The organism is Paraburkholderia nodosa DSM 21604, from assembly GCF_000519185.1.
Taxonomy (GTDB): domain Bacteria; phylum Pseudomonadota; class Gammaproteobacteria; order Burkholderiales; family Burkholderiaceae; genus Paraburkholderia; species Paraburkholderia nodosa.
Genome location: NZ_JAFA01000024.1, coordinates 18401 through 44635 on the forward strand (window position 1 = coordinate 18401; position 26235 = coordinate 44635).

Below are 26235 nucleotides of genomic sequence, written 5' to 3' on the forward strand. Positions count from 1 at the left end.
CTCTTCGGGTGGTTAGCTCAGCGGTAGAGCACTGCCTTCACACGGCAGGGGTCACTGGTTCGATCCCAGTACTACCCACCAGAATTCCTGGTGTTGGTAACGACAAACACCGAAGAATAAAAGGCCTCGTTGCGAAAGCAACGAGGCCTTTTGCTTTGGGCTTCGACTTTGCGCGAAATGTCTGGCCGGCGCGTTCCACTGTAAGCAATCCGAATCAAACGATCGACGGCGATCGCGCGCGCCCTACTCGCCGCCGGTATCGAGACCGATGCCGCGCGCCATGCCCGTGGCCGCGAACACCATCACGACGAGCAAGAGCGTCTGCCATCTGCCGATGCGTGCGTATTTCGGCGCGCCGGTGAGATCCGGCACGTCGCCGCGCCGCACCGCGAGGCGCCAGCGCAGCAGCGCCATCATGGGTGCGATTTCGAGCAGAAGGATCAGCACGAGCGCAGCCATCTTCACGAGAAAGAGCGGTTCATGGATGTAGTACTCAGCGCCCTTCTCGAAACCGCCGAATGCACGCATGGCACCAGTCACGATCAGGACGACCGCGGAGCCGCCCCAGCCGTTGTCGGCGCTGAAGATCATCGGCAGGTCTTCGGTGGACGTGCAGCGGCGCAGGCCGCGTGTCCGCCGCAGGATCGAAGCGAGCGCGAAGCCGAAGGCGAGCAGATGAACGGCGGCGAGCAACCAGCGTATCAGCATTGCAACTCCTTCCGGTGGACGACAGGAACGGCAAGCAATGGTAAAGCGGCTCGAGCGCGGACGTCGCGCAATGCGTCCGGGCTGCCGGTCGTCAGACCTGCTTGAGCGCGGCGTCGAGGGCGCGTGCAGCCGTGCGGTCGCCTTCGGAGGCGAGCCCCACGCGAAACACAGTCTGACGGTTGTGGCCCGCCGCAGCCGGCGAATCCCAGAGCAATTCGATCTTTGCGCGGCGCGCGGGCTTCCCCGCAGGCGCCGCAGCAGAGGGGGCCGATGCCGCCCGCTGCACAGCGGGCGCGCCGGGCTCAGGCGTGGCCGCAGACTGGCTGGCCCCGGACGCTGCCGTGGAATCCCCGGAATCCGCGGAATCCGCAGCGGCAACCGGTGCGGCAACACCAGCCGCGGGCGCGGGATCGTCGGACTGCACCGGTGCGGGCAAGAGCGCGGGTGCGGACGCAACCGCGTCGCCCTGCGGCGCACCGGAGAGCCAACGCACCGACAGCTCGCGGGCATCGTACTGACCGACCTTGCGGCTCTCCTGCCAGACGACCGTCGTGCGCGTCGCAGCATCGATCGAAACGGCGAAGCGGCCGATCGCGAAGCGCCGCGCCGCGAAGTTGCTACGCCAGAGCGCGCGCGGGCGGCAGATCCAGACCACGGCGGCATAGAGCGCGGGCGCAGCAACGAGCCAGCCGTTGGTATCGGCCACGGCGTGGAAGGTGCGCCGCCAGCCGGCGGTCCACACGAACACGCCGATCGAGCCGATCGCGAACAAAAAGCCGAGCACGCCGAAAAAGCGCAGCGCCTGGCGCAGCCACTGCGGCAGCGGGTGAAACGGCCGCTCGACGCGCGCCCTGGCGCCCGGCAGCACGATCAGCAGAAACAGGAAGACGAGATTCAGGCTCGCCGCCGGCGACGACGCCATGCCTTCCAGCGCGGCGACGAAGTTCATTTGCGCCATGGAGTGCAGCCAGCGCGCGAGGATCACGAGCCCGATCGCGCGCAGCGCGAAAAGCGTCCCGGCACCGGGTACGGTGGCCGTGGGCGTCGGTCGGGTTCTGGCCAAGGTATTCTCCTCTGTCGACCAGAGTTGACGCTTTAGCGTCTTACTCTGGTCCCATGCATAGCTGTCGACCAGAGTTGACGCTTTAGCGTCTTACTCCGGTCCCATGCAAAACTGTCGACCAGAGTTCGCGCTTTGGCACGTTACTCTGGTCCCATGCAAAGCACGCTTTCGTGGGCGCCGCGGATTTTACGGCACGGCCATTATAGGGACATTGAGCGTGCGCCTCACCCGCCGCCGCCGCGAATGTGACAACGCCCCGGTGCATGGCACCGGGGCGTTGGGGAACAGCGGGAAAACCGGCGCGCCGCAGCGCGTCCGTTTTCAGTACATACCTTAGCCGGCGTTGACTTCGCGCAGCACGGTGCGATGCTTCTGGCGCAGCAGTTCTTCGTACACGGCCACGTAGTTGCGTGCCATTACCTTCGACGAGAAGCGTGCCTCGAACGCGGCGCGCACTTTCTCGCGCGGCAGCGTCGACAGACGCTTGACCGCCGCGACTGCGCTGATTTCGTCTTCCACGACGAAGCCCGACACGCCGTTCTCGATGACTTCCGGCACCGAACCGCGCTTGAACGCGATGACCGGCGTACCGCAGGCCATGGCTTCGATCATGACGAGGCCGAAGGGCTCCGGCCAGTCGATCGGGAACACCAGGGCACGCGCATTGCCGAGGAACTCACGCTTTTCGTGCTCGCCGATTTCGCCGATGTACTCGACATGCGGCAACGCCATCAGCGGCTTGATGACTTCTTCGTAATAGGCGCGGTCGGCCTTGTCGATCTTGGCGGCGACCTTGAGCTTCATGCCCGCCTGGCCGGCGATGCGAATCGCGCGGTCAAGGCCCTTCTCCGGCGAGACGCGGCCGAGGAATGCGAGGTAGCCGGGCTCGACGTTCGGAATCGGCGTGAGCACGTCTTCCGGCAGGCCGTGGTACACGGTCTGCTGCCAGTTGGCTTGCTGCAGCGGAATGCGCTGGTTGTCCGAGATCGAAACCACCGGCACGTCGTTGAACGCGCTGAACACCGGCTGCAGTTCCGGCAGGTCCAGACGGCCGTGCATGGTCGTGACGAACGGCACCGGCTGGCGCTGGAACAGCGAGAACGGGTAGTAGTCGATGTGGAAGTGCAGCACGTCGAACTCGTCCGCGCGGCGGCGAACTTCTTCGAGCAGCAGCATGTGCGGAGCCATCACATCGCGAATCGTGGGGTCGAGGCGCAGTGCCTGCGGCCAGAACGCTTCGAGCTTTGCCGAGGTGATCGAATCGCCGCTGGCGAACAGCGTGACATCGTGGCCCTGTTCGACAAGTGCTTCGGTCAGGTAGGAGACCACCCGTTCCGTGCCGCCGTACAGCTTGGGAGGAACCGCCTCGTGCAACGGAGCGATTTGAGCGATTCGCATAGTGGTGAACTCCTTCCTCGTAATAAATCGGGCAATAGACTGCAAATTTGACAATCGACCTATGCAGGCTGCGGCTTCCTTGTCGCCACGCGCCTTACAGGCGTTCCGTACCGCTAACCGCGCCGGAAATCCGGACACAGACCCGACGCAGTTGTGAAGCGGCAAGAGAGCGCACACGCGGCGGTTCAGGCGGTAAACGCGCAGGGTTCGCGGCCGTTGACATAGAAGCTGTCAAATTCCCTACGCCGTCCGAGTCGGCATTATCCCGGTCCAGGGTAAATACCGGCTAGATCATTTCAAAGTCTTTACGTTGTTACAAACCGGAAACACTCCGCAACCCATTGTTTTCCAAGAGAGTTCTAGATTGGGTGTTGCGCTGCGGGAAACAACTGCGCGCGATTGTCGCGGCAACGGTGCGCATCAATCGATCGCGCTCGTTTCCTGGTTGGCAAGCGGCACGCAGCGAGCAAGCACAGCGCTTTTCCGAATGCAATCCGTGATTCTATCTCTAAAACCCTTATCTCTAAAACGGTCCGGGATTCCTGTTGAACCTCCGCTGCAACAACGTGTCCCCAATCTGTATCCCGCGCTATCGTGTCGCGATATGATGCGCGTCCGCCGGGCACAGGCGGTGCGCCAGGCGCATGGGGTGTTTACAATGCGGTAAGTCCGCCTTCGTTGCCGCGCGCCCGAAGCCCTTCGTCGCCTCAGCGCCAGCTATCTTCCTTTGAACTTGCACGGACGAAATTCCGTCAGACCGACCACCCGATCAATTGGAACATCTGACCATCGCACAGCGTAACGCCCACAACGCAAAGCTTGCGAGCTATGCGCGGCGCCCGCTCGCGTTCCTTTTCAGCTACATCAAGCGCCACCCGTTCGCCCACACCGTCGTGCTCGCCAGCGTGTTCGCGGCCGTCGGCTGCGCGCTTGCCTCGCAGTACGCGATCAAGCATCTGATCGACGTGCTCGGAACGGGACGCCATCATCCGGGCCCGCTGTGGACCGCGTTCGCCATCCTCGTCGGCCTGATCGCCGCCGACAACCTGCTCTGGCGGGTCGGCGGCTGGTTCGCGGCGCACACCTTCGTCACCGTGACGGGCGACCTGCGGCGCGACCTCTTCCAGTACCTGAGCGGACACTCGCCCACTTACTACGCCGAAAAGCAGCCCGGCACGCTCGCCAGCCGCATCACCGCGACGTCGAACGCCGTCTACACGGCCGAGAACACCACCGCCTGGAACGTGCTGCCGCCCTGTATCGCCGTGGCCGGCGCGATCGTCATGATCATTGCCGTGAATCCGCTGATGGCGGCCGGCCTGTTGCTCTGCTCGGCGATCCTTTCGGTGATCCTCTTCAAGCTGGCCGGGCGCGGCTCGTCGCGCCACCACACCTTCGCCTCGAAAGCGGCCGCGGTGGATGGCGAGCTCGTCGACGTGATCGGCAACATGGCGCTCGTGCGCGCCTTCGGCATGACGTTCCGCGAGCAAAAGCGCTTCGGCTCGACCGTCAAGGCCGAACTCGACGCGCGCCGCTCGAGCCTGCTCTACCTCGAAAAGCTGCGTCTGCTGCACGCCGTGATCACGGCCATGCTGTCCGCCGGCCTGCTTGGCTGGGCGCTGTGGCTCTGGGATCAGGGCAAGGCGACGTCGGGCGACATCGTGCTGGTCAGCTCGCTCGGCTTCACGATCCTGCACGGCACGCGCGACCTGGCCGTGGCGCTCGTGGACGTGACCCAGCACGTGGCACGCCTCGCCGAGGCCGTGCAGACACTGCTGGAGCCGCATGGCATGCCCGACCGTGACGACGCCAAGGAGCTCGTGGCCCAGGGCGGCCGCGTCGATTTCGAGGGCGTGACCTTCGCGTATCCGCACCGCAAGGCGATCCTCGACCATTTCGACCTGCGCATCGAGGCCGGCCAGCGCGTGGGCCTGATCGGCAAATCGGGCGCGGGCAAGACCACGGTGCTCGCACTGCTGCAGCACTTCTACGACGCCCAGGGCGGCGCCATCAAGATCGACGGCCAGAACATCGCGCAGGTCACCCAGGACAGCCTGCGCCATGCCATCGCGCTCGTGCCGCAGGACATCTCGCTGCTGCACCGCTCGATCTACGAAAACATCGCCTACGGCCGCCCCGAGGCGAGCCGCGAGGAAGTGCTCGCCGCGGCCCGCGAAGCGCGCTGCGCCGAATTCATCGAGGCGATGCCCGAGGGCTACGACACGATCGTGGGCGACCGCGGTGTAAAGCTGTCGGGCGGCCAGCGCCAGCGCATCGCGATCGCGCGCGCCATTCTCAAGAATTCGCCGATCCTGCTGCTCGACGAAGCCACCTCGGCGCTCGACAGCGCGTCCGAAGAGGCCATCCAGCAGGCGCTCGACCGGCTGATGGTGGGCCGCACGGTGATCGCGATCGCGCACCGCCTCTCCACGCTCAACAACTTCGACCGCATCATCGTGATGAGCACAGGCAAGGTGATCGACGACGGCAGTCCGGAAGAGCTGCGCAACCGTCCGGGCCTCTACCGCGACCTCCTCGCGAAGCAGTACGGCAAGCAGTCCACGCTGCATCTGGGCAGCAAGAAGGCAGACGAAAAGCACGTGGCCTGACATCGGGCAGGCGGGCGCGTCGCCCGCTGCGCCTTGCCCCAGACGCCCGGACGCAAAAAAGCCGCTTCAGTGCATCGACTGAAGCGGCTTTTTTTTTGCTCTCGCGTGGGCGCGCGAGGCGCGGGTGCTCAGCCCTGCGCGCGCTCGAGCGGCGGCACGCTTACCCCTTGCCGCACGCTGACCTGGCCGAGATCGCGCATGAAGCGGTCGCGCCAGACCGAGACATTGTTCTCGCGCAACTGGACCATCATGTCCTGATAGCGCGCGAGGCGCTCGGCAAGCGGCATGGCAAGCGCGGTGCCCAGCGCATCGGCCATGCCGTCGATATCGAGCGGATTGACGATCAGCGCGCCCGACAGCTCCTGCGCCGCGCCGGCGAAACGCGAGAGCACGAGCACGCCCGGATCCTCGGGATCCTGCGCCGACACGTATTCCTTGGCGACGAGGTTCATACCGTCGCGCAGCGGCGTGACGTAGCCGACGTTCGACGCCCGGAACAGCGCGGCGAGCACCGCCCGTTCGTACTGGCGGTGGATGTACCAGATCGGCGTCCAGTCGAGTTCCGCGTAACGGCCGTTGATGCGCCCCGACTCCGCCTCGAGGCGCAGCCGGATGTCCTGATACGCGTGCAGGTCGGCGCGCGTAGGCGGCGCGATCTGCACGAACGAGACCTTGTTGCGCTGCGCCGGCGCGTGGTCGAGCAGGCGTTCGAAGGCGCGAAAGCGCTCCACGAGCCCCTTCGAGTAGTCGAGCCGGTCCACGCTCATGATGACCTTTCGCCCATGCAGCGTGGACTTGAGCGTGCGCACCGGCTTGCCGCGCTCGCCGGCCTTGGCGAGTTCCGCGATCTCGTCGGGATAGACGCCGATCGGGTAGTCGCCCGCGCAGAGCGTCTGCCCGAACGCTTCGATGCGCGTGAGGCCGTCCGGCTGCATCGCCGTCGTGCCTCCCGCCTCGTTCACGATGTAATCGCAGAAGGCGCGCAGATCGGGTTTAGTCTGGAAGCCGAGCAGGTCGAACGCGCACAGCGCCTGAACCAGCTCGCGATGCGGCGGCACCGCCAGCAGCACCTGCGAGGCCGGAAACGGAATGTGCAGGAAGAAGCCGATGCGGTTCTTCACGCCGCCCGCGCGCAGCGCCTGGGCGAACGGAATGAGGTGATAGTCGTGGACCCAGATCACGTCGTCTTCGCGCAGCAGCGGCACGAGCTGCTGCGCGAGCCACGCGTTCACGCGACTGTAGCCCTCGTACTCGTGGCGGTCGTACTGGACGAGATCGGCGCGGTAGTGGAACGCGGGCCACAGCGTCGCGTTCGAGAAACCGCGGTAGTACTGGTCATAGTCGCGCCGCAACAGGCCAATGGTGGCGAAGGTCACGGGCCCGCGCTCTTCGAGCGCGATCTGCGGCTGGCCGGAGGTGAGCACGTCCCCGCTCCAGCCGAACCACATGCCGCCGGTTTCCTTGAGCGCGTCGTACACGCCCACCGCGAGGCCGCCCGCGGCCGGACCGCCTTCGGAAATCGGCGCGACGCGGTTCGACACGATGATCAATCGGCTCATGAGGGGCGGGGTCCGTGCAGGAAATCAGGAAGGCGTGGCGCGTGCGAGGCGAGGCCTCGGCTCGGGCAAGTCAGTCGATCTACGTGGGCAATGAAGCGAGGCATGCGCGCGGTCACCGGGCGCCCGGCATGGCCGCAACGAGCGATGCGAGCCAGCCGATCAGCGCGTCGACCGAGTCGACGCGCGTCTGCGCGATGGAGTCGCCGCCGCCGACCTTGATCGACAGCCCGCCCAGCGCGTTGACGACGGCGAAGCCCTTCTCGTCGGTCAGGTCGTCACCGGCGAACACCGGGCGGCGGCCCGCGAACGGCGGCTCGTCGAGGAACGCGCGCAGCGCGCGGCCCTTGTCGACGTCCTTCGGCTTGATTTCGTAGACCATCTTGCCGGGCTGCAGCACGTAGGCGTCGGCGTAATCGGCGGCGAGGCGCTCGGTCGAGGCGCGCGCGGTGCCCTCGTGCTCCGGGGCGTTGCGGTAGTGCAGCGCGAGCGACGCGCCCTTGATCTCGAGCAGCATGCCCGCATGCGTGCGCACCACCTCCGCGAGCACCTGCTCCATGTGCAGCAAGCGCTCGTCGTTGAAGCCGACACGCTGCGTGTCGCCGTTGGCGTCGCGCCGCTCGGCGCCGTGCAGGCCCGCCACGGGCAGATCGGGCATGCCGAGAAAACCGTCGATGCTCTCGATGCCGCGACCGGAGACGATCGCCACCGCGCCGTGCGTCGCGCGGCGCAACTCGCGCAGCAGCGCGAGCATGTCCGGACGGACGAGCACGCCATCGGGCGTGGGCGCGAGATCGACGAGCGTGCCGTCGAAATCGAAGAAAAATGCCGTCTGTTCAGGCGGCAGGACTGCCGGAAGTGCTTGCATTGCGTTCTTTTCACCCATCGGCCTGCTGGCCGGGTATGGCCCCGGGCTGCGCCCAGGGAAAGTGTGCGAATCTTACCGCGCCTTGGATCGATTATCGAGAAAGTAAGGGGCTGACCGCCTGTGCAGGCATCCCTGACTCGAAGATGCGGCATATCGACGCGTGCGATTGGCACGACCGGGGCGCTCGCGACCGCGCGGACCTAATTTTGCTACAGTCGCAGCGACAAGCCGAGCCCGGTGGTCTGAGCGGGCGCGGCCAACGTAATCCAATCGAGTCGACGAGATTGCCTTTGCTCCCCACCTTCGAGCCCACGCTGCGCACGTTCCGCGCCCGCCTGAGCGGCCACCTTCGCGGCGGCATGCGCAACCTGTGGCACGCGGCGGTGATGGCGGGCGCGGTGCTGCTCGCGGCGTGCTCGCACCCGGGCGAGCCGTGGCAGCTCACGAACGTGAGCGGCCATCTGCCCGACCTCGACTTCGCGCTCACGGCCGACAGCGGCCAGCGCGTGACGGGCGCCAGTTTTCGCGGGGACACGACGCTCGTCTACTTCGGCTACACGCATTGCCCGGACGTCTGTCCGGAAACCATGGCGCGCCTGATGCAGGTTATAGCGAAGCTCGGCCCCGATGCCGGCAAAGTGCGGATACTCTTCATCAGCGTCGATCCGGCGCGGGATACGCCGCAGGCACTGCACGCCTATGTGGGCGCGTTCGACGCCCAGCATGCGCGCGGCCTGACCGGCACCGACGCCCAGATCGAGTCGCTCGCGCGGCGCTACCGCGTGGCCTACCAGATGGAAAAGCGCGACCCCGACGGCAGCTACGAAGTCACGCACAGTTCGGCCGTCTATGTGTTCGACGCGCAAGGTCATGCGCGCCTGCTCGCCACCGACCACGACTCTCCGGACGCGATCGCGCATGACCTGCGCCGCGTCATAAACGACACGGCGTGAACGCATGCCGCCTCGCCGGTCCAATCATCGGGTTTTGACGCAACAGCAATCAGCAACAGGAAACGTTATGACGAAGAATCTCAAGTCACTCACCGTCTCGCTCGGCTGCGCGCTGAGCACCTTCGGTGCGCTCGCCGCCTTCGCGCCCGCCGCACACGCCGCCGCCGGCACGCTGAGCGCGCAGGACGCATGGGTGCGCTGGCTGCCCAACGACCTCCCGGCTGCGGGCTACGTGACGCTCAAGAACGATGGCGACCAGCCGGTCGACCTCGTGGGTGTATCGAGCGACGCTTACGGCATGGTCATGCTGCATCAGACGGTCTCGAATGGCTCGACGCAGAAGATGATCATGGTGCATAAGGCGACGGTGCCTGCGCACGGCACACTCGCCATCGCACCGGGCGGCTACCACCTGATGCTGGAGAAGGCGAAGCACAAGGTCGCGCCGGGCGACACGGTGAACGTGAAGCTGCAGTTCTCGGACGGGGAAACACTCGACACGCCGTTCGCGGTCAAGCCGCCCGCGGGGCAGTGAGTCCGCAGCAATACCACCGCGCGCGCATACACCGCATTTGCTATTGGTTGCGCGCGCAAGCATGTTGAATCCGCGATGAAGCCGCCGCCATGCTCGCGATGACCCTGCTCTACTGGCTCCAACCCTGGGAGCCCTCGCCGACCGTGATGATCAGCACGCTGCTCGCGGCGGTGCTGTTCGTGCGCGGCAAGCGGCATGCGCGGGTGTCGCTCGCACGCCAGATCTCGTTCTGGTTCGGGCTTGGCGCGCTCTACGTCGTGCTGCATACGCGTCTCGACTACTACTTCGAGCACGAGTTCTTCATGCATCGCGCGCAGCACCTGGTGCTGCACCATCTGGGGCCGTTCTTCATCGCGCTCGCCTACCCGGGCGCGGCGCTGCGCGCGGGCATTCCGTTCAGATGGCGGCAGCGCTTCGTGCGCCCCGCGCTCGCCGCACGGCCCGTGCGCGTGGCGCTCGACATCGTCATGCATCCCGTCGTCGCGGTCGGGCTCTTCGTCGGGCTCATCTACTTCTGGCTCTTTTCGCCGATCCATTTCATCGCGATGCTCGACTGGCGTCTCTACCGCGTCATGAACTGGAGCATGGTGATCGACGGGCTGTTGTTCTGGTGGCTCGTGCTCGATTCGCGCCCCGCGCCGCCCGCGCGCCTCTCGCCGGGCAAGCGTGTGCTCGTCGTGATCGCGGCGATTCCGCCGCAGATCGTGCTCGGCGCGTTCATCTTCTTCACGCCGCACGAGCTTTACCCGGTCTACTCGATCTGCGGCCGCGCGTTCACCTGGCTCTCGCCCATGCGCGACCAGCAGATCGGCGGGCTGCTGCTGTGGATTCCGGGGTCGATGATGAGCGTGGTCGGCGCGCTGGTCGCGCTGCGCCACTGGATGCGGCTATCCGCGCGTGGACGCTTGCAGCGGGACCGGCGGCCCGGCATGCGTCCGGCGGACGGCGAGCGTCAGGAGGAAGGGCGCACCCTACGCACGTAAAGCACTTGAGTGCCGGCGTAAGGTGCGATCGACGTCGAATCAGGCCGAGCGCATCCACACGTGCGCAATGCCGTCCTCGTCGTGAATCTCGCCAACGGGTGAGAAGCCGAACGCACCGTAGAACTTCTGCAGGTGCGCCTGGGCATGCAGACGCATCGCGACGTCCGGCCATTGACGCTCGATCTGCGCGATGGCGCGTTCGAGCAGCGCGTTGCCGAGCTTGATGCCGCGGTGGTTTTGCGACGTCACCACGCGGCCGATGCGCACGTCGGCGTCCTGCGCGTCAGGCAGCAGCACGCGCAGATAGCCCGCAAGCTCGCGCACGCCGCCCTGCTCGCTCCATGCGAACAGATGCCACGCGCCGAAGTCGAGACCGTCGATATCGCCATACACGCAGTTCTGCTCGACGACGAACGCGTCGGAGCGCAGCTTGAGCATGGCGTAGACTTCGCGCGCGTCGAGCGCATCAAAGGCTTTCCATTGCCAGTCGAATTGGGGCAGCGGCAAGGCGGCGGACTGCACGGTCATGGTCGGTGATTTCCATCAAGGCATCGTCAATGACCACGATTATGCCGCGCGCCGCGCGCGTCACAAACCCGCCACTGCGCAGCGCTCACTTGCGCCGGCGCGGTTGCTCGTATTTGCGCCAGTACTGGAATGGCTCCTCGTGCAGATCGATGTCGAGATCGACGATGCGCGCCTGCATGCTCTCCTGCGCGTCGGCAACGGCCTTGTTGTAGACCGCCGGCGCGATCTCTTCGAGGAAGAAGCCCAGTAGCGCGCCCGCCGCGACGTTGCCGATCGGTTCTTCCATGTTGGCGTCGAAATAACGCTGGATGGAGGCGATCGCTTCGGTGCGCGCGTCTTCGGGGAGTTCGATGGACATGTCGGAAGACCGGATAGGAAGGGTTCCGGCTATTTTGCGCCACGTGCATTAGCGCATCGCGAAAAACGCAGCAAAGCGGGCACAAAAAACAAAAGCCACCCGAAGGTGGCTTTTGTTTTGCATCTGGAGGCGCGAGCCGGAGTCGAACCGGCCTACACGGCTTTGCAGGCCGCTGCATAACCGCTTTGCTATCGCGCCAGAAGCGGACTGACCGGGATGAGGCAAACTGCTTGCGCCAGCAACGACCGGACAGATTTGTTTGATGGCTTGATACGCTCAAAGCCTGCCAAACAAAAAGGGAAGCGCTGCTTCCCCTTGGCATTTGGAGCGGGAGACGAGGCTCGAACTCGCGACCTCAACCTTGGCAAGGTTGCGCTCTACCAACTGAGCTACTCCCGCAAATGTCCTGCTTTACTGCGACTTTTACTGCTTCGGCGCCTCGTTTTTCCTACCGCAAAAAACGCGTCACCTTAAATTCTGGAGCGGGAGACGAGGCTCGAACTCGCGACCTCAACCTTGGCAAGGTTGCGCTCTACCAACTGAGCTACTCCCGCATATTCGCTTCAGACTTTGCTTAACTACCACTTATCTTCGGCTATCTCCACCGCATTTGCTTGCTTGCTACTGCGTCGTGCAGCGGAGAAGTGAGATTATGTATAACCCGTAGAATCGTGTCAACCCCTTCGCGTGATCTTTTTGGAAAAAGACACATGGGGTTCACAAGCTCCCGCGTTCGCGGATCTGGGGCCACGCGAGCTTCATGTAGTAGAGCATCGACCAGATCGTGAGGAACGCCGCCACGTAGATGAGCCACGCCCCCCACACGCGAGAGTCGAACAGCGTCACGCCGCCGAGCGTGAGCGGCGCGTAAAACAGCAGCATGGGAATCGCAACCATCTGGCACGCGGTCTTGAACTTGCCGAGCGAATTCACGGCCACGCTCTTCGACGCGCCGATCTGCGCCATCCACTCGCGCAGCGCCGAGATGGCGATCTCGCGTCCGACGATCACGAGCGCGATCACGGCGTCGAGCCGCTGCAGATGCACGAGCACGAGCAGCGCCGCGGTCACCATGAGCTTGTCCGCGACGGGGTCGAGAAAGGCGCCGAACGAGGAGGTCTGATTCCACTTGCGCGCGAGAAAACCGTCGAACCAATCGGTGAGCGCCGCCAGCACGAAGAGCAGCATCGCCAGCACGTTCTGCTGCATCGGGGAAAGCAACGTCTGCGGCAGATAGAACACGCCAACCACGAGCGGAATCGCCAGGATCCGCAGCCAGGTCAGGAGAATCGGAATATTGAACGGCATCGGCTGGCGCTATCTGTCGGGGGGAGATGCAATTATGGGAGATGCAATTGTGCCGCGTCGCCGCACGTGCCACAAGCAACCGTAAGGAAAGGCCCAACCGGACCTGGCCAACGACGCCGCCGCATCAGTGAAGCTGCTGGTAGATCTGCTCGGCGAGCGAGCGCGAGATGCCCTCCACGCTCGCCAGATCCTCCACGCTCGCCGCCATCACGCCGCGCAGGCCGCCAAAGCGCGCGAGCAGGCGCTGGCGACGCTTCACCCCCACGCCCTCCAGTTCTTCGAGACGCGAAGTCTGGCGCGTTTTGCCGCGCTTCGCGCGCATGCCCGTGATGGCAAAGCGGTGCGCCTCGTCGCGGATCTGCGCGACGAGCATAAGCGCCGCGCTCTCCTTGCCGAGCTCGAGCGGCGCGCGGCCATCGGCGAATACGAGCGTTTCGAGGCCGACCTTGCGGCCCTCGCCCTTCGCCACGCCCACCAGCATCGCCGGATCGAGACCCAGTTCGGTGAACACCTGGCGCGCGATCTCGACCTGTCCCTTACCGCCGTCGATCAGCACGATGTTGGGCAGCGTGCCGCCGGGCGGCGGGGCTTCGACTGCCTCGCTGGCCTCCACGGCTTGCGCCGCTGCATCTGGGTCAGCGGGATCAGGCACCGGCACGGGCGGTGGAGGCGCCTCGTCGGCTTCGGCGCGCGCCGCTTGCGCGACCATCTTCTCGTAGCGCCGCGTGAGCACCTGGCGCATGGCGGCGTAGTCGTCGCCGGGCGTGATGCCAGTGATGTTGTAGCGCCGGTATTCGGCCGACTGCATCTTGTGGTGGTGATACACCACGCATGAGGCCTGGGTCGCCTCGCCCATCGTGTGGCTGATGTCGAAGCACTCGATGCGCAGATGCGCAAGATCGTCCAGTTCGAGCCCGAGCAGTTGCGCGAGCGTTCGCGTGCGGGCCTGCTGCGAGCCCTGCTCGGAGAGCAGACGCGCGAGCGCGAGCCGCGCGTTCTGTTCGGCCATGGCGAGCCATGCGCGCTTCTGGCCTTGCGGCTGACGCAGCACCGTGACCTTGTGCCCTGCCTGCTCGCTCAGCACGTCCACGAGTTCGCGGTTCGCGGGCGGATGGCTCACCACCAGCACGGGCGGCACGCGATTGCCGAAGTAGTGCTGCGCGATGAAGGCGTCGAGCACTTCGGATTCGATGCCGATCTCGCGCGTCCTGCGCGCATCCGCCTGCGGCTCGAGCGCGGGCGTGGCGGATTCGGCATCGCTTGCCACGTCGTCATCGTCGGCAAGCTCGGCCGCGATGGCGAGCGGATCCGCTTCAAGCGCCGCGTCGTCTTGTGCGTCGTCTGCCCGCGCTTTCTCCACGTAGTCCTCCACCGTCTTGCGCGCGAGCGTTGGCAGCGACTTCAGCGCGCTCGCCGCGACCACGGTCTCGTTGTCGATTTCCTCCGCGACGCCGCCCTCCTCGTCGGTCAGCGCGCGCTCCACGTGCGCGGGGAAATAAGCCTTGTCGCCCAGATGCCGGCCGCCGCGCACCATCGCGAGATTCACGCAAACGCGCCCGCCCAGCGCCACCACGGCAAGAATATCGACGTCGCTCTCGCTGCCCGTTTCGATGGCCTGCTGGTGCAGCACGGTCGAAAGCGAACTCATCTGGTTGCGCACGGACGCCGCCTGCTCGAACTTAAGCTCGGAGGCGAACGCGTGCATCTTCGTCTCCAGCTCCTTCATCACCTCGTTCTGGCGGCCCAGCAAAAAGCGCGATGCGTTGTTGACGTCGCGCGCGTAGTCCTCTTCGCTGACCGCACCCACGCAAGGCGCCGTGCAGCGCCCGATCTGATGCAACAGGCAAGGCCGCGTGCGGTTGTTGAACACGGAGTCCTCGCAGGTGCGCAACTGGAATACGCGCTGCAGGATCTGGATGCTCTCGCGCACCGCCGAGGCGCTCGGAAACGGCCCGAAGTACTGGTTGCTGCGATCCACCGCGCCGCGGTAGTACGCCATGCGCGGGAACTTGTGCCCGGTGATCTTGAGAAACGGATACGACTTGTCGTCGCGAAAAAGGATGTTGTAGCGCGGCGTGAGCGCCTTGATGAGGTTGTTCTCGAGCAGCAGCGCCTCGGCCTCGGAACGCGTGACCGTGGTTTCGATGCGCGCGATACGCGTGATCATCATCGCGATGCGCGGCGAAAGCTGCGTCTTGGTGAAGTAGCTCGACACGCGCTTTTTCAGGTCGCGCGCCTTGCCGACGTAGAGGACCGCGCCTTGCGCGTCGTAGTAGCGATACACGCCCGGCAGATGCGGCAACTGCGCGAGCGCCTTTTTCGGGTCGAAAACGTCGGTGTCGGTCATCCAGTTTCGGGGACGGGCGGTGCGTCGAGAGAGAGGTGAGACCTGGCCCAGCGCCGCCGTCGCGACGCGTTCATGGCTCTGTCCTAGAATCGCAAGTTTAGATCATTCCATGCTGCACGGAACCTGCGCCGAACTTGCCGGCCGGGCGTTCTGCGCCCGCTTGCGGCATGGCGGTCATGATTCTCCGCGTCGCACGCTACCCATGACAGAAGCCCCCACACCCACCGCCGCCAACGACAGCACCATCGCCTGCGACCTCTTTTGCGCCGTCATCGACAATTTCGGCGACATCGGCGTGTGCTGGCGGCTCGCGCGCCAGCTCGCGCACGAGCACGGCTGGCAAGTGCGCCTGTTCGTCGACGACCTGCACGCGTTCCAGAAGCTCTGCCCCGCGCTCGACCCGAACCGCGCCACGCAAGCGGTCGAAGGCGTACTCGTCGAGCACTGGCACGAGCCCGAGCACGCGGGCGACACACTGCAGATCGCCGATGTCGTGATCGAGGCGTTCGCGTGCGAGCTGCCGGGTGTCTATGTCGCGGCGATGGCCGAGCGCGCGCGCAAGCCCGTCTGGCTCAATCTCGAATACTTGAGCGCCGAAGACTGGGTGGCCGATTTTCATCTGCGGCCCTCGCCGCACCCGCGCTACGCGCTCGCCAAGCACTTCTTCTTTCCCGGCCTCGGCCCCGGCACGGGGGGCGTGCTCAAGGAGCGCACGCTCGATGCCGGGCGCGCGGACTTCGAGCGCTCGCCCGACGAGCGCGCCGCATGGTGGCAGCGCGCCACGGGCGGCCCGCCGCCCGGCCCGGAAGCGACCGTGATCTCGCTTTTCGCCTATGAGAACCCCGCCGTCGACCCGCTGCTCGAGCAATGGCGCGACGGCGCGAAACCGGTGGTCCTGCTCGTGCCGGAGGGCCGCATCTCTGGCGCGCTCGCGCGCTTTTTCGGCGAGCCGGCGTTCGGCGCAGGTTCGCAGGCCACGCGCGGCGCGCTGCGCGCGCACGCACTGGCTTTCACCGAGCAGCGCGGTTACGACCCTCTGCTCTGGGCGAGCGATCTCAACTTCGTACGCGGCGAGGACTCGTTCGTGCGCGCGCAATGGGCCGCGCGACCGTTCGTGTGGCACATCTATCCGCAAGCCGACGATGCCCATCTGCCGAAGCTCGACGCCGCGCTCGCGCACTACGGCCGCGCACTGCCGAAGGCGCCGCGCGCCGCGCTCGAACGCTTCTGGCATGCGTGGAATGGCCGCGGCACGCCGGACTGGGCCGATTTTGCACAGCATTTGCCCGTCTACGCGGCGCGCGCGAACGCCTGGGCCGCCGAACTCGGGCAGGTTGGCGATCTCGCCGGAAATCTCGCCGAATTCGCAAAAAGTCAGTTAAAATAAGCGGTTATCCGACGGCAGCCGTCTCAAGCGCTTCGAGTTTCGCGCCCTCATCGTGCATGCATGAAAGAGGGTCGCAGCAACTACACCAGCAGCATCACCCGAATCCGCTTGCGACGTTTGCCGTCGAGCACACTCGAAGCTACTCAATCTGGACAGGACAGTTTTTTACTATGAAGACCGCACAGGAACTCCGCGTCGGCAACGTCGTGATGATCGGTAACGACGCAATGGTCGTGCAGAAGGCCGAATACAACAAATCGGGCCGCAACTCCGCCGTCGTGAAGATGAAGTTCAAGAACCTGCTGACCGGCGCGGGCATGGAAACCGTGTACAAGGCGGACGACAAGTTCGACGTCGTCGTGCTGGATCGCAAGGAAGTGACGTACTCGTACTTCGCTGACCCGATGTACGTGTTCATGGACGCCGACTACAACCAGTTCGAAGTCGAAGGCGAGATGATGGGCGACGCCCTGAACTACCTCGAAGACGGCATGGGCTGCGAAGTGGTGTTCTACAACGAGAAGGCCATCTCGGTCGAACTGCCGACCGTGCTGGTGCGCGAGATCATCTACACGGAACCGGCCGTCAAGGGCGACACGTCGTCGGGCAAGGTCCTGAAGACCGCCAAGCTGAACACCGGCTTCGAGCTGCAAGTGCCGCTCTTCTGCAACATCGGCGACAAGATCGAAATCGACACGCGTACGAACGAGTACCGCAGCCGCGCCTAAGGCCTAAAGGCACCTCAGGCCAATACGGCGTCCGCCCGCTGCTCTGGCGGCAAAAGGCGGACACCGCTGTGAAAGCGCCCCCTCGGGGCGCTTTTTCTTTTTTTGCCGAACGTGTATGTTTGAGAGTGCTGCGGAAAACCTTACCGGTTATGCGAAACGAATTGCATGCTTGCCGTCTTCAGCGGGCAAGCGGCGAGCAAGCGCGGCGCGCACCGGTCAAAGTGACACTCGCGGCACGGTTTCTGCTGTGGGGTGATAGGGCATGCGTTCCATACTCTTTCCCCTTATCAGGAGAAACACAATGAATAACGACATTGCCGAAGGCAAGTGGAAGCAGTTGATCGGCAAGGCCAAAGCGGCATGGGGCGAGTTGACGGACGACGAACTCGCAAAAGCCGAAGGCCGTGCGGATCGGCTCGCCGGGCTTATCCAGGAACGTTACGGCAAGACGCGTGACGAGGCAGAACTGGAAGTGCGCCGCTGGTTCGACGCGCACCGCCCGCGCGACTGACGCACCGTCCACGGCATGGCCGGTACGGTCGTCGCCCGCTTGCAGGCAAACAGGGGGTTGCACGCATGCCAAAGCGCCTGGCGCTTCGGGCGTGCGCTGCTGCCCGGCCGCCTCGCTGCCGGGCAACGCCGTCGCGCCCCCGCTCTGGCGCAGCACAACTGGGAGGACCGGAACTGAACACCCTGCTACGAGACATCTCCGTGATCTCGGTGAAATCTTTCGCATCGTGCCGCGCTTCCGCGCGCCGCGCGGCTGCCTGCCGGGGCGCGTGCGCGTCCCCGCGCGCGCCGCGCCGGCGCGACTGCGCTCATCCGTAAGCCGCTACCGCCATGCCACACGCCCTGATTGTCGAAGACGATCCCAATAGCCTGTCAGGACTCTCTGCGATCCTGTCGGCCGACGGGTTCTCCGTCGACACCGCTGCCACCCTCGCCGAGGCGCGCGCCGCACTTGCGCGCTTTATCCCCGACGTCGTACTCGTCGATCTGAACCTGCCCGATGGCGGCGGCCTCGAGTTGCTGCCGCATTTGCCCGCGCAGCCGCCAGGCGGCGCGCTGCCCGTGATCGTGATGACCGGCAACGCCACGGTCGAAAGCGCGATCGAAGGCCTGCGCCACGGCATCTGGGACTATCTGCTCAAGCCCGTCAATATTCCGCGCCTGCGCAGCCTGCTCGCGCGCATTCCGCGTCCCTACGAACTGACCGAGGAAGTCCGCGCGCTGCGCGCCACACTGCGCCAGATGGGTCACTTCGGGCCGATGCTCGGGCGCAGCAGCGCGATCCAGCATGTCTACGACACGCTCGAACAACTCGCGCCCACCGAAGCGGCGCTGCTCGTGCACGGCGAAGCCGGCACGGGCAAGGAAGTCGCCGCGCGCACGCTGCATCAGCTGAGCCGCCGCCGCAAGGGGCCGTTCATCGTGTGTGATGCGCGCTCGCTCGTAGCCGAGACGGCCGCGGGCCGGCCGCTTGCGAGCGTGCTGTTCGGCCACGAGCGCGGCGCGTTCACGGGCGCGGAGCAGCGCGAGCCGGGTCTCGTCGATCAGGCGAGCGGCGGCACGCTCTTCATCGACGAGCTGACCGATCTGCCGCGCGAGCAGCAGGAAACGCTGCTGCGCGCGCTCGATTCGCAGACTTTCATGCGCGTGGGCGGCAACAGCGAGGTGGGTACCGATTTCCGCCTGATCGCGGCAACCCGTGCGAACCCGCGCGAAGCCGTCCAGCAGGGCGCGCTGCACGACGATCTGTGGCTGCGGCTCGATGCTGCGGCGATCCCGCTGCCGCCGCTGCGAGAGCGCGACGACGACGCCGCCCTGCTCGCGCTCGCGTGCATCGACGAGCTCAATCAGGAAGCCCAGGCGCACGGATTGGCGGGCGCGACGCGGCTCGTCGCGCCCTCGTTCGTCCGCGAGTGCCTCGCGTATGACTGGCCCGGCAATGTACGCGAACTGCACGAACGCGTGAGGCGCGCGTGGCACGCCTCGGGCGAGGTGCTGGAAACGTTGCAGGCCGAGGAAAGCAGCGGCGCGGGCCCGCGCGAGATGAACGGCGGCCGCGTGCAGGTCACCGTGGGCACGCCGCTCGCCGACGTGGAGGAAATGCTGATCCGCGCGACGCTCGACGCCGTGGGCGGCACGCGGCACCGCGCCGCGTCGCTGCTCGGCATCAGCCCCAAGACGCTCTACAACAAGCTCCAGCGCATGCGGCTGAACTGAATCGGCAAAACGCCCGCACGTTGTAAAAAGGCTGCCCTTCGTTTCCGAAGGACAGCCTTTTTTCATTGCGCCGACGCGGTAATCAGGTCGTCAGGGCAGGACGCTGCGCAGCAATGCCTGCGCCTCGACGTACCCCGGGTCCGCCACCATCCTGTCCCAGCGCTGCGCCTTGCCGCGCGCGCGCATGCGCTTGATGCGCAGGCCCGAAGCCTTGGCGGCGCGGCGCGGCTCGATGGTGCGCAACGCGTCGAGCACCTTTTCGGCCTCATGCGGCTGGTTGCAGATCAGCACCATGTCGCAGCCCGCTTCGAGCGCGGCGCGCGCACCCTCGGTGAGCGTACCGCCCTGGCGCGCGGCCTCCATCGAGAGGTCGTCGCTGAAGATCGCGCCCGTGAAGCGCAGCCGCTTGCGCAGAATCTCCTCGACCCAGATGCGCGAGAAGCCCGCGGGCTTCGCATCGACCTTCGGATAAATCACGTGCCCCGGCATCACCGCCGTGAGCGAGAGACCGAGCCAGTCGTAAGGCTGCGCGTCTTCGCCGAGGATCGCTTCGAGCGGTCGCTCGTCGACGGGCACCGCGACGTGCGAGTCCGCCGTCGCGAAGCCGTGACCCGGGAAATGCTTGCCGCAATTGGCCATGCCCGCAAGCGAAAGCCCGTGATTGAGACTCTTGGCGAGCAGCGTGACGACGCGCGGATCGCGATGGAACGCGCGATCGCCCACCACCTTCGACTGGCCGTAGCCGAGATCGAGCACCGGCGTAAAAGAGAGATCGATGCCGCACGCGCGCAGTTCGCTCGCGAGGATGTAGCCCACTGCTGTCGCGAGCTTGGTGGCGAGCAGCACATCCTTGTCCCACAACGCGCCGAGGCGCCCCATGGCCGGCAGTACGGTGAAGCCATCGGTGCGAAAGCGCTGCACGCGGCCGCCTTCATGGTCGACGGCGATCAGCAGGTCCTCGCGCACCGAGCGAATGGCGTCGGTCAGCGCGACGAGCTGCGCACGGTTCTCGTAGTGGCGTGCGAACAGGATCACGCCGCCGGTCATCGGGTGCGCGAGGCGGCGCACGTCGTCGTCGTTCAGCGTGGTGCCGACCACGTCGAGCATGACTGGCCCGGGATTATTCTTCATCGATGAGTTTTACGTAGATGCCGCGCAACGCACGGCGATGGATATCAGCCGTTGACTTCCGCAACCACGAACGACACCGCGTAGTCATGTTCGTCGGTGATGCTCACGCGCGCCGTGATACCGCGTTCGTCGAGCCACTGGGCGAGTTCACCCGAAGCGACGATCACGGGTCGGCCGCCCGGCTCGTTGAGGGTCTGCATGGCGCGCCAGGTCATCGGCATGCGCATGCCGAGGCCGATCGCTTTCGAGAACGCCTCTTTCGCGGAGAACCTCGTGCACAGATACGCGAGGCCCCGCGCCGCCGACCGCGCCTTGCGCGCCTCGTAGACGGCGAGTTCGTCCGGGCCGAGCACGCGCGACGCGAAGCGCCCGTTGGTGCGCTCCATGACTGCCGCCACGCGGCTCACCTGGATGATGTCGGTGCCGATACCGTAGATCGCCATGAGACTCCCGTCGATGTATGTCGAATGCGCGCGGAGCGAAGGCGCGGGGGTTGCAATCAGCCGCGTGTGCCGAGGCGCGCCGCAACCATGATCGCCTTCATTTCGCGCACCGCGTTCTCCCAGCCCGCGAAGATTGCGTGCGCAACGATCGCGTGGCCGATGTTCAGCTCGACGATGCCGTCGATGGCCGCGATCTGCTGCACGTTCGTGTAATGCAGACCGTGACCGGCGTTCACCTTCAGTCCGAGGCTGTTGCCGCAGCTCACGCCAGTGACCACGCGCTCGTATTCGCGCTCCTGCTCGCCGGCATCGTGCGCCTCAGCGTAGCGGCCCGTATGCAACTCGATCACGGGCGCGCCCGTTTCGTGCGCCGCGCGGATCTGCGTTTCGTCCGGGTCGATGAAAAGCGAGACGCGGCAGCCCGCATCGGCAAGCTGGCGGCAGGCGGCAGCAACGGCGTCGAAGTGGCCCGCGACGTCGAGGCCGCCTTCGGTCGTCAGCTCCGCGCGCTTTTCGGGCACGAGGCAAACGTCGTGCGGTTTGATCTCGCACGCGATGTCGAGCATCTCGGCCGTCACCGCGCATTCGAGGTTCATGCGCGTTCGCAGTTGCGGACGCAGCGCGCGCACGTCGGCGTCGACGATATGGCGGCGATCCTCGCGCAGATGCAGCGTGATCGCGTCGGCGCCCGCCTCTTCGGCGAGGAGCGCCGCGCGGATCGGATCGGGATAAGCGGTGCCGCGCGCGTTGCGCAGCGTGGCGACGTGGTCGATGTTCACACCGAGGTCGATCACGTTGGGCGAAGTGAGAAAGAAGCTCATAGGTTCTGCAAGTCGATCAGAATCTGGCGCGTCGCGAGCGGCGTGCCGCCAAGGTACGTGTTCAGCAGGAAGCGCATGAGCGCCTTGCTCTGCGCAACCGTCTGGGGTCGATGGTAATCGTCCTCTTCCATGTCGAGCAACGTCTGACCCGAAAGCCGGGGCCATTGAGAAGGCCATTCGTCCGATGCTTCGCGCACGCCGCGTTCCGGATCGAACACGTAGCGAGCTTCGGCCACGACGGCCTTGCGGTTCACGGTGCGGTTGAGCGCGAGCGCGTAGCCCGCCTCCCGCAGCAGCACGCGCTCGAACGAGCGCAGCACCTGCACGGGCGGCTCGTCGTGCGCGAGGCGCGTGAGCGTCACGACGTAGTGCCGAAAGAGTTCGGGGTGCGGGTCTTCGCGCGCGATGAACTTCACCAGCAGCTCGTTCACGTAGAAGCCGCACAGAAGCGCGTCGCCGGTCAGCGGCAACATGCCGCCGACCCACTCGGCGCCGGTGAGCGTGCGCACCTCGCCCTTGCCGGTCCACGAAAGCGCGAGCGGCTGGAAGGTTTGCAGCACGCCACGCAACGCCGAATGCGGACGCTTCGCGCCCTTCGCGACGAGCGCCACGCGGCCGTGATCGCGCGAGAGCACATCGATGATGAGGCTCGTCTCGCGGTACGGATAGCTGTGCAGCACGAAAGCCGGCTGCTCGGCGATGCGGTAATCGGGGGTCGTGCTGCGTGAAGCGCGCGGCAATTGCGAGCGCGCGGTAGTCTTGCGGCCGTTGCGCGGTTCGGCGCGGCCTTCGAGCGTGGCGTCGGCGCCTTCGGTCATCGCGTTGCGCGTGGCGGCGCCTTTCGTCACCTTCGTGCTGCGCGTGCTCGTCGTGCCTTGGGTGCCTTTCGCAGGCGAGCGCCGCGCGCCGCGGGAATCGGGCGCTTCGCCCGGTGCGAATGCCTCGTCGGCCTGCGCGTCTTCGTGCGCGGGCCAGTCGTCGTGCAGGGTTCCGGCTGCGCCGTCACTCATACGCGGTGCCCGTCGTGCTTACTCGTAACCGTAGGCGCGCAGCCCGGCATCGTTGTCGGCCCAGCCGCTCTTCACCTTCACGAAGGTTTCGAGGTACACGGGGCCGTCGAACAGCTTCTCCATGTCGAGTCGCGCGTCGGTGCTGATCTGCTTGAGCTTCGCGCCCTTCTGGCCGATCACCATCGCCTTCTGCGTGTCGCGCTCGACGAGAATCGTCGCGAAGACGCGGCGCAGCCGCCCTTCCTGCTCGAACTTGTCGATCAGCACCGTGCTCGTGTACGGGAGTTCGTCGCCGGTCCATCGGAACACTTTCTCGCGCAGGATTTCGGCAGCGAGGAAGCGCTCGCTGCGATCGGTGAGATCGTCCTCGCCGTAGATCGGCTCGCCTTCGGGCAGATACGGCTTGAGCGTCGCAAGCAGGCGCTTGATGTCGTCCGGGTTATTTGCCGAAAGCGGCACGATCTCGCGGAACTCGCGCAGACCCTGCACCTGCTGGATGAACGGATACAGCGTGGCCTTGTCGTTCACGCGGTCGATCTTGTTGGCGATCAGGATCGTGGGCGCACTTGGGGGAATGAGGTCGAGCACTTTCTGGTCGTCGGGACCGAACTTGCCGGCCTCGATCACGAACAGCACGGCATCGACCGAGCTGAGCGTGGAGGTCACCGCGCGGTTCAGCGAGCGGTTGAGCGCCGTGCTGTGGCGCGTCTGGAAACCGGGCGTGTCGACGAAAATGTACTGCGCATCGTCGATCGTGTTGATGCCGGTGATGCGATGGCGCGTGGTCTGCGCCTTGCGCGACGTGATGCTGATCTTCTGGCCGACCAGCGCGTTCATTAGCGTCGATTTGCCAACGTTCGGACGGCCGACGATCGCGACCATGCCGCAACGGAAACCGGCAGGAGTGGAGGTGGGAGCGTTCATGATCGGACCGGAATAGAAAAACGGGAGGCGCGCTCGCTGCGCGCCTCGGTGGAATCAGTGGCCGCCATCGGCCGCGCGCACGGGAATGGCCGTCGTGGCTTCGGCATCGGCGCTGGTGCCGCCGGCCGTTGTGGTTTGCGCGCGCTCGACGGTGCGCAACGCCGATTCGGCTTTCACCGCGGCCGAACGGTGGCCGATGGCGCCGGCGTTCGGTACGGCGTCGAAACCCGTGGCCTTGTCGGCGGGCTTGTCGCTAGCCTTCTCCGCACCGCGTTCGGCCTTCTCCGCGGGCTTTTCAGCCGGTTTGTCCTTCTCCGCAGGGCGCTCCTGGACGTGCGCCGCGCGAATGACCGCGAGCGGCGCGCCTTCGGCTGCCGCGGTGTGCGCCGGACGCTCGGTACGCGCCGAGACACGCTCGCGGCGCTCCGGCGAGCGTAGATCGAGCGCGCCCTGCACGCCGGTCACACCGGGGACGACCTCGGGTTCCGGTTTGGGAGCACGCGCGCCCTTCGAGCGGCGCGGCTTCGCAACCAGCGCGGGCGCTGCGGCCATGACCTCGTCGAGTGCCTTTTTCGCCGCGGCCTGCTCCGCCGCGCGACGGCTCGCTCCAGAACCCGACACCTTCACGTCGAGCTTCGGCACCGTGCATTCGACTTCGAACTGCTGATTGTGCGCCGCACCATGCGTCGCGACGACCGTGTAAGTCGGCAGCGCGATCTTGTGACCCTGCAGGTATTCCTGCAGCAGCGTCTTGGAATCCTTGCCGAGCGTGCGCGGATCGATGTGATCGAGGATCGGCACGTAGAGGCGTTTGATGACCGTCTGGGCGGCGTCGAAGCCGCCGTCGAGGAAGATCGCCCCGAAGATCGCCTCCAACGCGTCGGCGAGGATCGACGGGCGGCGGAAGCCGCCGCTGCGCAACTCGCCTTCGCCGAGGCGCAGGCCGTCGGCAATATTGAGGGCCTGAGCAATTTCGTAAAGCGACTGCTGCTTGACGAGGTTCGCGCGCACGCGTGAGAGGTCGCCTTCGTCCAGCTTGCCAAAACGTTGGAACAATAGGGCAGCCACCGCGCAATTCAGAACCGAATCCCCGAGGAATTCAAGGCGTTCGTTATGCGTGGCACTGTGACTGCGGTGGGTTAAAGCCTGGCGCAGCAATTCCGCATTGCGAAATTCGTAGCGCAAACGGCTTTCCAACGGAGATTGGGGCATGGGGAGAGTATAACGCGCCCGCCGCCCCCGGCGAAAACAGGGGGCGGCGGGCGAAAAACCGTGACGAAGCGACGTTACCGGGGATTCTTCAAGTAGCGCGCGAAGATGCGATGCGTGTGATGCGAGTGAGACTCGTGTTCGCGCCTACGCGTTTTGTTGCTGCTTCGATGACTGCTTCGCGCGCGTGCTCGACGTGCATTGCATGTCGAGCAAACACGAATTACTCGAACGCACCGATGCGACGCAGGTTGCTGAAGTTCATCCAGATGAAGAACGCGCGGCCCACAACGTTCGCGTCGGGCACGAAGCCCCAGTAGCGGCTGTCCGCGCTGTTGTCGCGGTTGTCGCCCATCATGAAGTAATGGCCCGCCGGCACCTTGCAGATCACGCCGCGCGCGTTGTACTGGCAGTTGTCGCGATACGGATAATCCTCTGCGCCCACGATGAACGGCGGCACCGCGGGGTTGTTGAGGATGTTGTTCTTGCGGCCGTTGCCGAGGTCTTCGGTGAACTGCTTCGCGTAGCCAATGCGCTCTTCGTCGAAGAAGTCGCTCTGCGGTACTTCCGGCACCGGCTTGCCATTGATCGTGAGCTGCTTGTCCTGATAGGCGACCACGTCGCCCGGCAGGCCGATCACGCGCTTGATGTAGTCGACCGACTCATCCTTCGGATAGCGGAACACGACCACGTCGCCGCGCTCGAGCGGCCGGCCCTGGGTGAGCTTCGTGTTCGTGATCGGCAGGCGAATGCCGTAGTCGAACTTGTTCACGAGGATGAAGTCACCCACGAGCAGCGTGGGCACCATCGAACCCGACGGAATCTTGAACGGCTCGACGACGAACGAGCGCACGAGGAACACGATCAGGATGACGGGGAAGAAGCTCGCCGTGTACTCGAGCCACCACGGCTGGCGCAGCTTGTCGTTGCGCAGGTTCTGACGCGTGACAGGCGCGTTTTCATCGGCGAAGCGCTCGCCCACACGCTCCTGCTGACGGTCGAACTCCGCGACCGCCGCATCGGCGGCGAGGCGCCGGCGCGGCATGAACACCAGTTTGTCTGCAACCCACGCAACGCCCGTCAAGATGACGAGCACAAAGAGTATCAGCGCAAAATTCATGTAGAGATCCGTTGTCCGGCTT

24 protein-coding genes and 4 tRNA genes are annotated in these 26235 nt (G+C 65.6%); 9 read left to right on the forward strand and 19 right to left on the reverse strand.

What is annotated here, in order from left to right:
* Positions 1–6 precede the first annotated feature (6 nt).
* Positions 7–81: transfer RNA gene (locus tag A3CW_RS0128830), tRNA-Val, on the forward strand.
* A gap of 162 nt (positions 82–243) precedes the next feature.
* On the opposite strand, the gene A3CW_RS0128835 is transcribed toward A3CW_RS0128830, so the two are convergent.
* The 3 genes from A3CW_RS0128835 to A3CW_RS0128845 form a co-directional block, all read right to left on the reverse strand.
* Complete coding sequence (locus tag A3CW_RS0128835; RefSeq protein WP_028206657.1) at positions 244–708, reverse strand: DUF2214 family protein; 465 nt, start codon at positions 706–708, stop codon at positions 244–246.
* 91 nt (positions 709–799) lie between these two features.
* Positions 800–1771: a hypothetical protein gene (locus A3CW_RS0128840; protein WP_028206658.1), complete on the reverse strand. Its 972-nt coding sequence runs from the start codon at positions 1769–1771 to the stop codon at positions 800–802.
* Positions 1772–2104: 333 nt separating this feature from the next.
* Complete coding sequence (locus A3CW_RS0128845; RefSeq protein WP_028206659.1) at positions 2105–3169, reverse strand: glycosyltransferase family 4 protein; 1065 nt, start codon at positions 3167–3169, stop codon at positions 2105–2107.
* Positions 3170–3942: 773 nt separating this feature from the next.
* On the opposite strand from A3CW_RS0128845, the gene A3CW_RS0128850 reads away from it, so the two are divergent.
* A complete protein-coding gene (locus A3CW_RS0128850) occupies positions 3943–5778 on the forward strand; it encodes an ABC transporter ATP-binding protein (RefSeq protein ID WP_028206660.1) in 1836 nt (611 codons plus the stop codon).
* A 128-nt stretch (positions 5779–5906) separates the two neighbouring features.
* Here A3CW_RS0128850 and otsA read toward each other — a convergent pair whose 3' ends face one another.
* Both otsA and otsB read right to left on the reverse strand, forming a co-directional pair.
* Complete coding sequence (gene otsA / locus A3CW_RS47910; protein ID WP_051481774.1) at positions 5907–7337, reverse strand: alpha,alpha-trehalose-phosphate synthase (UDP-forming); 1431 nt, start codon at positions 7335–7337, stop codon at positions 5907–5909.
* Positions 7338–7449: 112 nt separating this feature from the next.
* The gene (gene otsB / locus A3CW_RS0128860; RefSeq protein ID WP_028206661.1) at positions 7450–8202 is read right to left on the reverse strand and encodes a trehalose-phosphatase; all 753 of its coding nucleotides are present in this window, start codon (positions 8200–8202) and stop codon (positions 7450–7452) included.
* A gap of 386 nt (positions 8203–8588) precedes the next feature.
* Here otsB and A3CW_RS0128865 point away from each other — a divergent pair, with 386 nt between their 5' ends.
* From A3CW_RS0128865 to A3CW_RS0128875, 3 genes are all read left to right on the forward strand, one after another.
* A complete protein-coding gene (locus tag A3CW_RS0128865) occupies positions 8589–9155 on the forward strand; it encodes an SCO family protein (RefSeq protein ID WP_245623769.1) in 567 nt (188 codons plus the stop codon).
* 67 nt (positions 9156–9222) lie between these two features.
* Complete coding sequence (locus A3CW_RS0128870; RefSeq protein WP_028206663.1) at positions 9223–9690, forward strand: copper chaperone PCu(A)C; 468 nt, start codon at positions 9223–9225, stop codon at positions 9688–9690.
* A 98-nt stretch (positions 9691–9788) separates the two neighbouring features.
* Positions 9789–10673, forward strand: coding sequence for a cytochrome c oxidase assembly protein (locus tag A3CW_RS0128875; RefSeq protein ID WP_028206664.1), 885 nt, complete (start codon positions 9789–9791; stop codon positions 10671–10673).
* Positions 10674–10712: 39 nt separating this feature from the next.
* Here A3CW_RS0128875 and A3CW_RS0128880 read toward each other — a convergent pair whose 3' ends face one another.
* The 7 genes from A3CW_RS0128880 to uvrC all read right to left on the reverse strand — a co-directional run bounded on the left by A3CW_RS0128880 (position 10713) and on the right by uvrC (position 15214).
* Positions 10713–11201: a GNAT family N-acetyltransferase gene (locus tag A3CW_RS0128880; protein ID WP_028206665.1), complete on the reverse strand. Its 489-nt coding sequence runs from the start codon at positions 11199–11201 to the stop codon at positions 10713–10715.
* A gap of 85 nt (positions 11202–11286) precedes the next feature.
* On the reverse strand, positions 11287–11559 hold the full coding sequence (locus tag A3CW_RS0128885; RefSeq protein ID WP_028206666.1) for a DUF2164 domain-containing protein: 273 nt from the start codon (positions 11557–11559) through the stop codon (positions 11287–11289).
* A gap of 124 nt (positions 11560–11683) precedes the next feature.
* Positions 11684–11757, reverse strand: a tRNA-Cys gene (locus A3CW_RS0128890).
* 125 nt (positions 11758–11882) lie between these two features.
* A tRNA-Gly gene (locus tag A3CW_RS0128895) sits at positions 11883–11958 on the reverse strand.
* Between the two features lie 79 nt (positions 11959–12037).
* Positions 12038–12113 (reverse strand) — tRNA-Gly (locus A3CW_RS0128900).
* Positions 12114–12276: 163 nt separating this feature from the next.
* Entirely contained in the window at positions 12277–12867 is a 591-nt protein-coding gene (pgsA, locus tag A3CW_RS0128905) for a CDP-diacylglycerol--glycerol-3-phosphate 3-phosphatidyltransferase (RefSeq protein WP_028206667.1), read from the reverse strand.
* Between the two features lie 124 nt (positions 12868–12991).
* Positions 12992–15214, reverse strand: coding sequence for an excinuclease ABC subunit UvrC (uvrC, locus tag A3CW_RS0128910; RefSeq protein ID WP_028206668.1), 2223 nt, complete (start codon positions 15212–15214; stop codon positions 12992–12994).
* Positions 15215–15416: 202 nt separating this feature from the next.
* Between uvrC and earP the strand changes: the two genes are divergently transcribed.
* The 4 genes from earP to A3CW_RS0128935 all read left to right on the forward strand — a co-directional run bounded on the left by earP (position 15417) and on the right by A3CW_RS0128935 (position 19555).
* On the forward strand, positions 15417–16601 hold the full coding sequence (gene earP / locus A3CW_RS0128920) for an elongation factor P maturation arginine rhamnosyltransferase EarP (protein WP_028206669.1): 1185 nt from the start codon (positions 15417–15419) through the stop codon (positions 16599–16601).
* 170 nt (positions 16602–16771) lie between these two features.
* A complete protein-coding gene (gene efp / locus A3CW_RS0128925; protein ID WP_028206670.1) occupies positions 16772–17329 on the forward strand; it encodes an elongation factor P in 558 nt (185 codons plus the stop codon).
* 301 nt (positions 17330–17630) lie between these two features.
* Positions 17631–17840 (forward strand): CsbD family protein, encoded by a 210-nt coding sequence (locus tag A3CW_RS0128930; protein ID WP_028206671.1) that lies wholly within the window; start codon positions 17631–17633, stop codon positions 17838–17840.
* A gap of 329 nt (positions 17841–18169) precedes the next feature.
* Positions 18170–19555 (forward strand): sigma-54-dependent transcriptional regulator, encoded by a 1386-nt coding sequence (locus A3CW_RS0128935; RefSeq protein ID WP_028206672.1) that lies wholly within the window; start codon positions 18170–18172, stop codon positions 19553–19555.
* A gap of 90 nt (positions 19556–19645) precedes the next feature.
* Here A3CW_RS0128935 and nagZ read toward each other — a convergent pair whose 3' ends face one another.
* From nagZ to lepB, 7 genes are all read right to left on the reverse strand, one after another.
* Positions 19646–20686 (reverse strand): beta-N-acetylhexosaminidase, encoded by a 1041-nt coding sequence (gene nagZ, locus A3CW_RS0128940; protein ID WP_028206673.1) that lies wholly within the window; start codon positions 20684–20686, stop codon positions 19646–19648.
* A 44-nt stretch (positions 20687–20730) separates the two neighbouring features.
* A complete protein-coding gene (gene acpS / locus A3CW_RS0128945) occupies positions 20731–21129 on the reverse strand; it encodes a holo-ACP synthase (RefSeq protein ID WP_028206674.1) in 399 nt (132 codons plus the stop codon).
* Between the two features lie 56 nt (positions 21130–21185).
* The gene (gene pdxJ / locus A3CW_RS0128950; protein WP_028206675.1) at positions 21186–21950 is read right to left on the reverse strand and encodes a pyridoxine 5'-phosphate synthase; all 765 of its coding nucleotides are present in this window, start codon (positions 21948–21950) and stop codon (positions 21186–21188) included.
* A complete protein-coding gene (recO, locus tag A3CW_RS47915; RefSeq protein ID WP_245623768.1) occupies positions 21947–22960 on the reverse strand; it encodes a DNA repair protein RecO in 1014 nt (337 codons plus the stop codon). Before recO ends, pdxJ begins: the two co-directional genes overlap by 4 nt.
* An 18-nt stretch (positions 22961–22978) precedes the next feature.
* The gene (gene era, locus A3CW_RS0128960; RefSeq protein WP_028206676.1) at positions 22979–23884 is read right to left on the reverse strand and encodes a GTPase Era; all 906 of its coding nucleotides are present in this window, start codon (positions 23882–23884) and stop codon (positions 22979–22981) included.
* A 54-nt stretch (positions 23885–23938) separates the two neighbouring features.
* The gene (gene rnc / locus A3CW_RS47920) at positions 23939–25096 is read right to left on the reverse strand and encodes a ribonuclease III (protein WP_051481775.1); all 1158 of its coding nucleotides are present in this window, start codon (positions 25094–25096) and stop codon (positions 23939–23941) included.
* A gap of 220 nt (positions 25097–25316) precedes the next feature.
* Positions 25317–26213 (reverse strand): signal peptidase I, encoded by an 897-nt coding sequence (gene lepB / locus A3CW_RS0128970; protein ID WP_028206677.1) that lies wholly within the window; start codon positions 26211–26213, stop codon positions 25317–25319.
* Positions 26214–26235 lie beyond the last annotated feature (22 nt).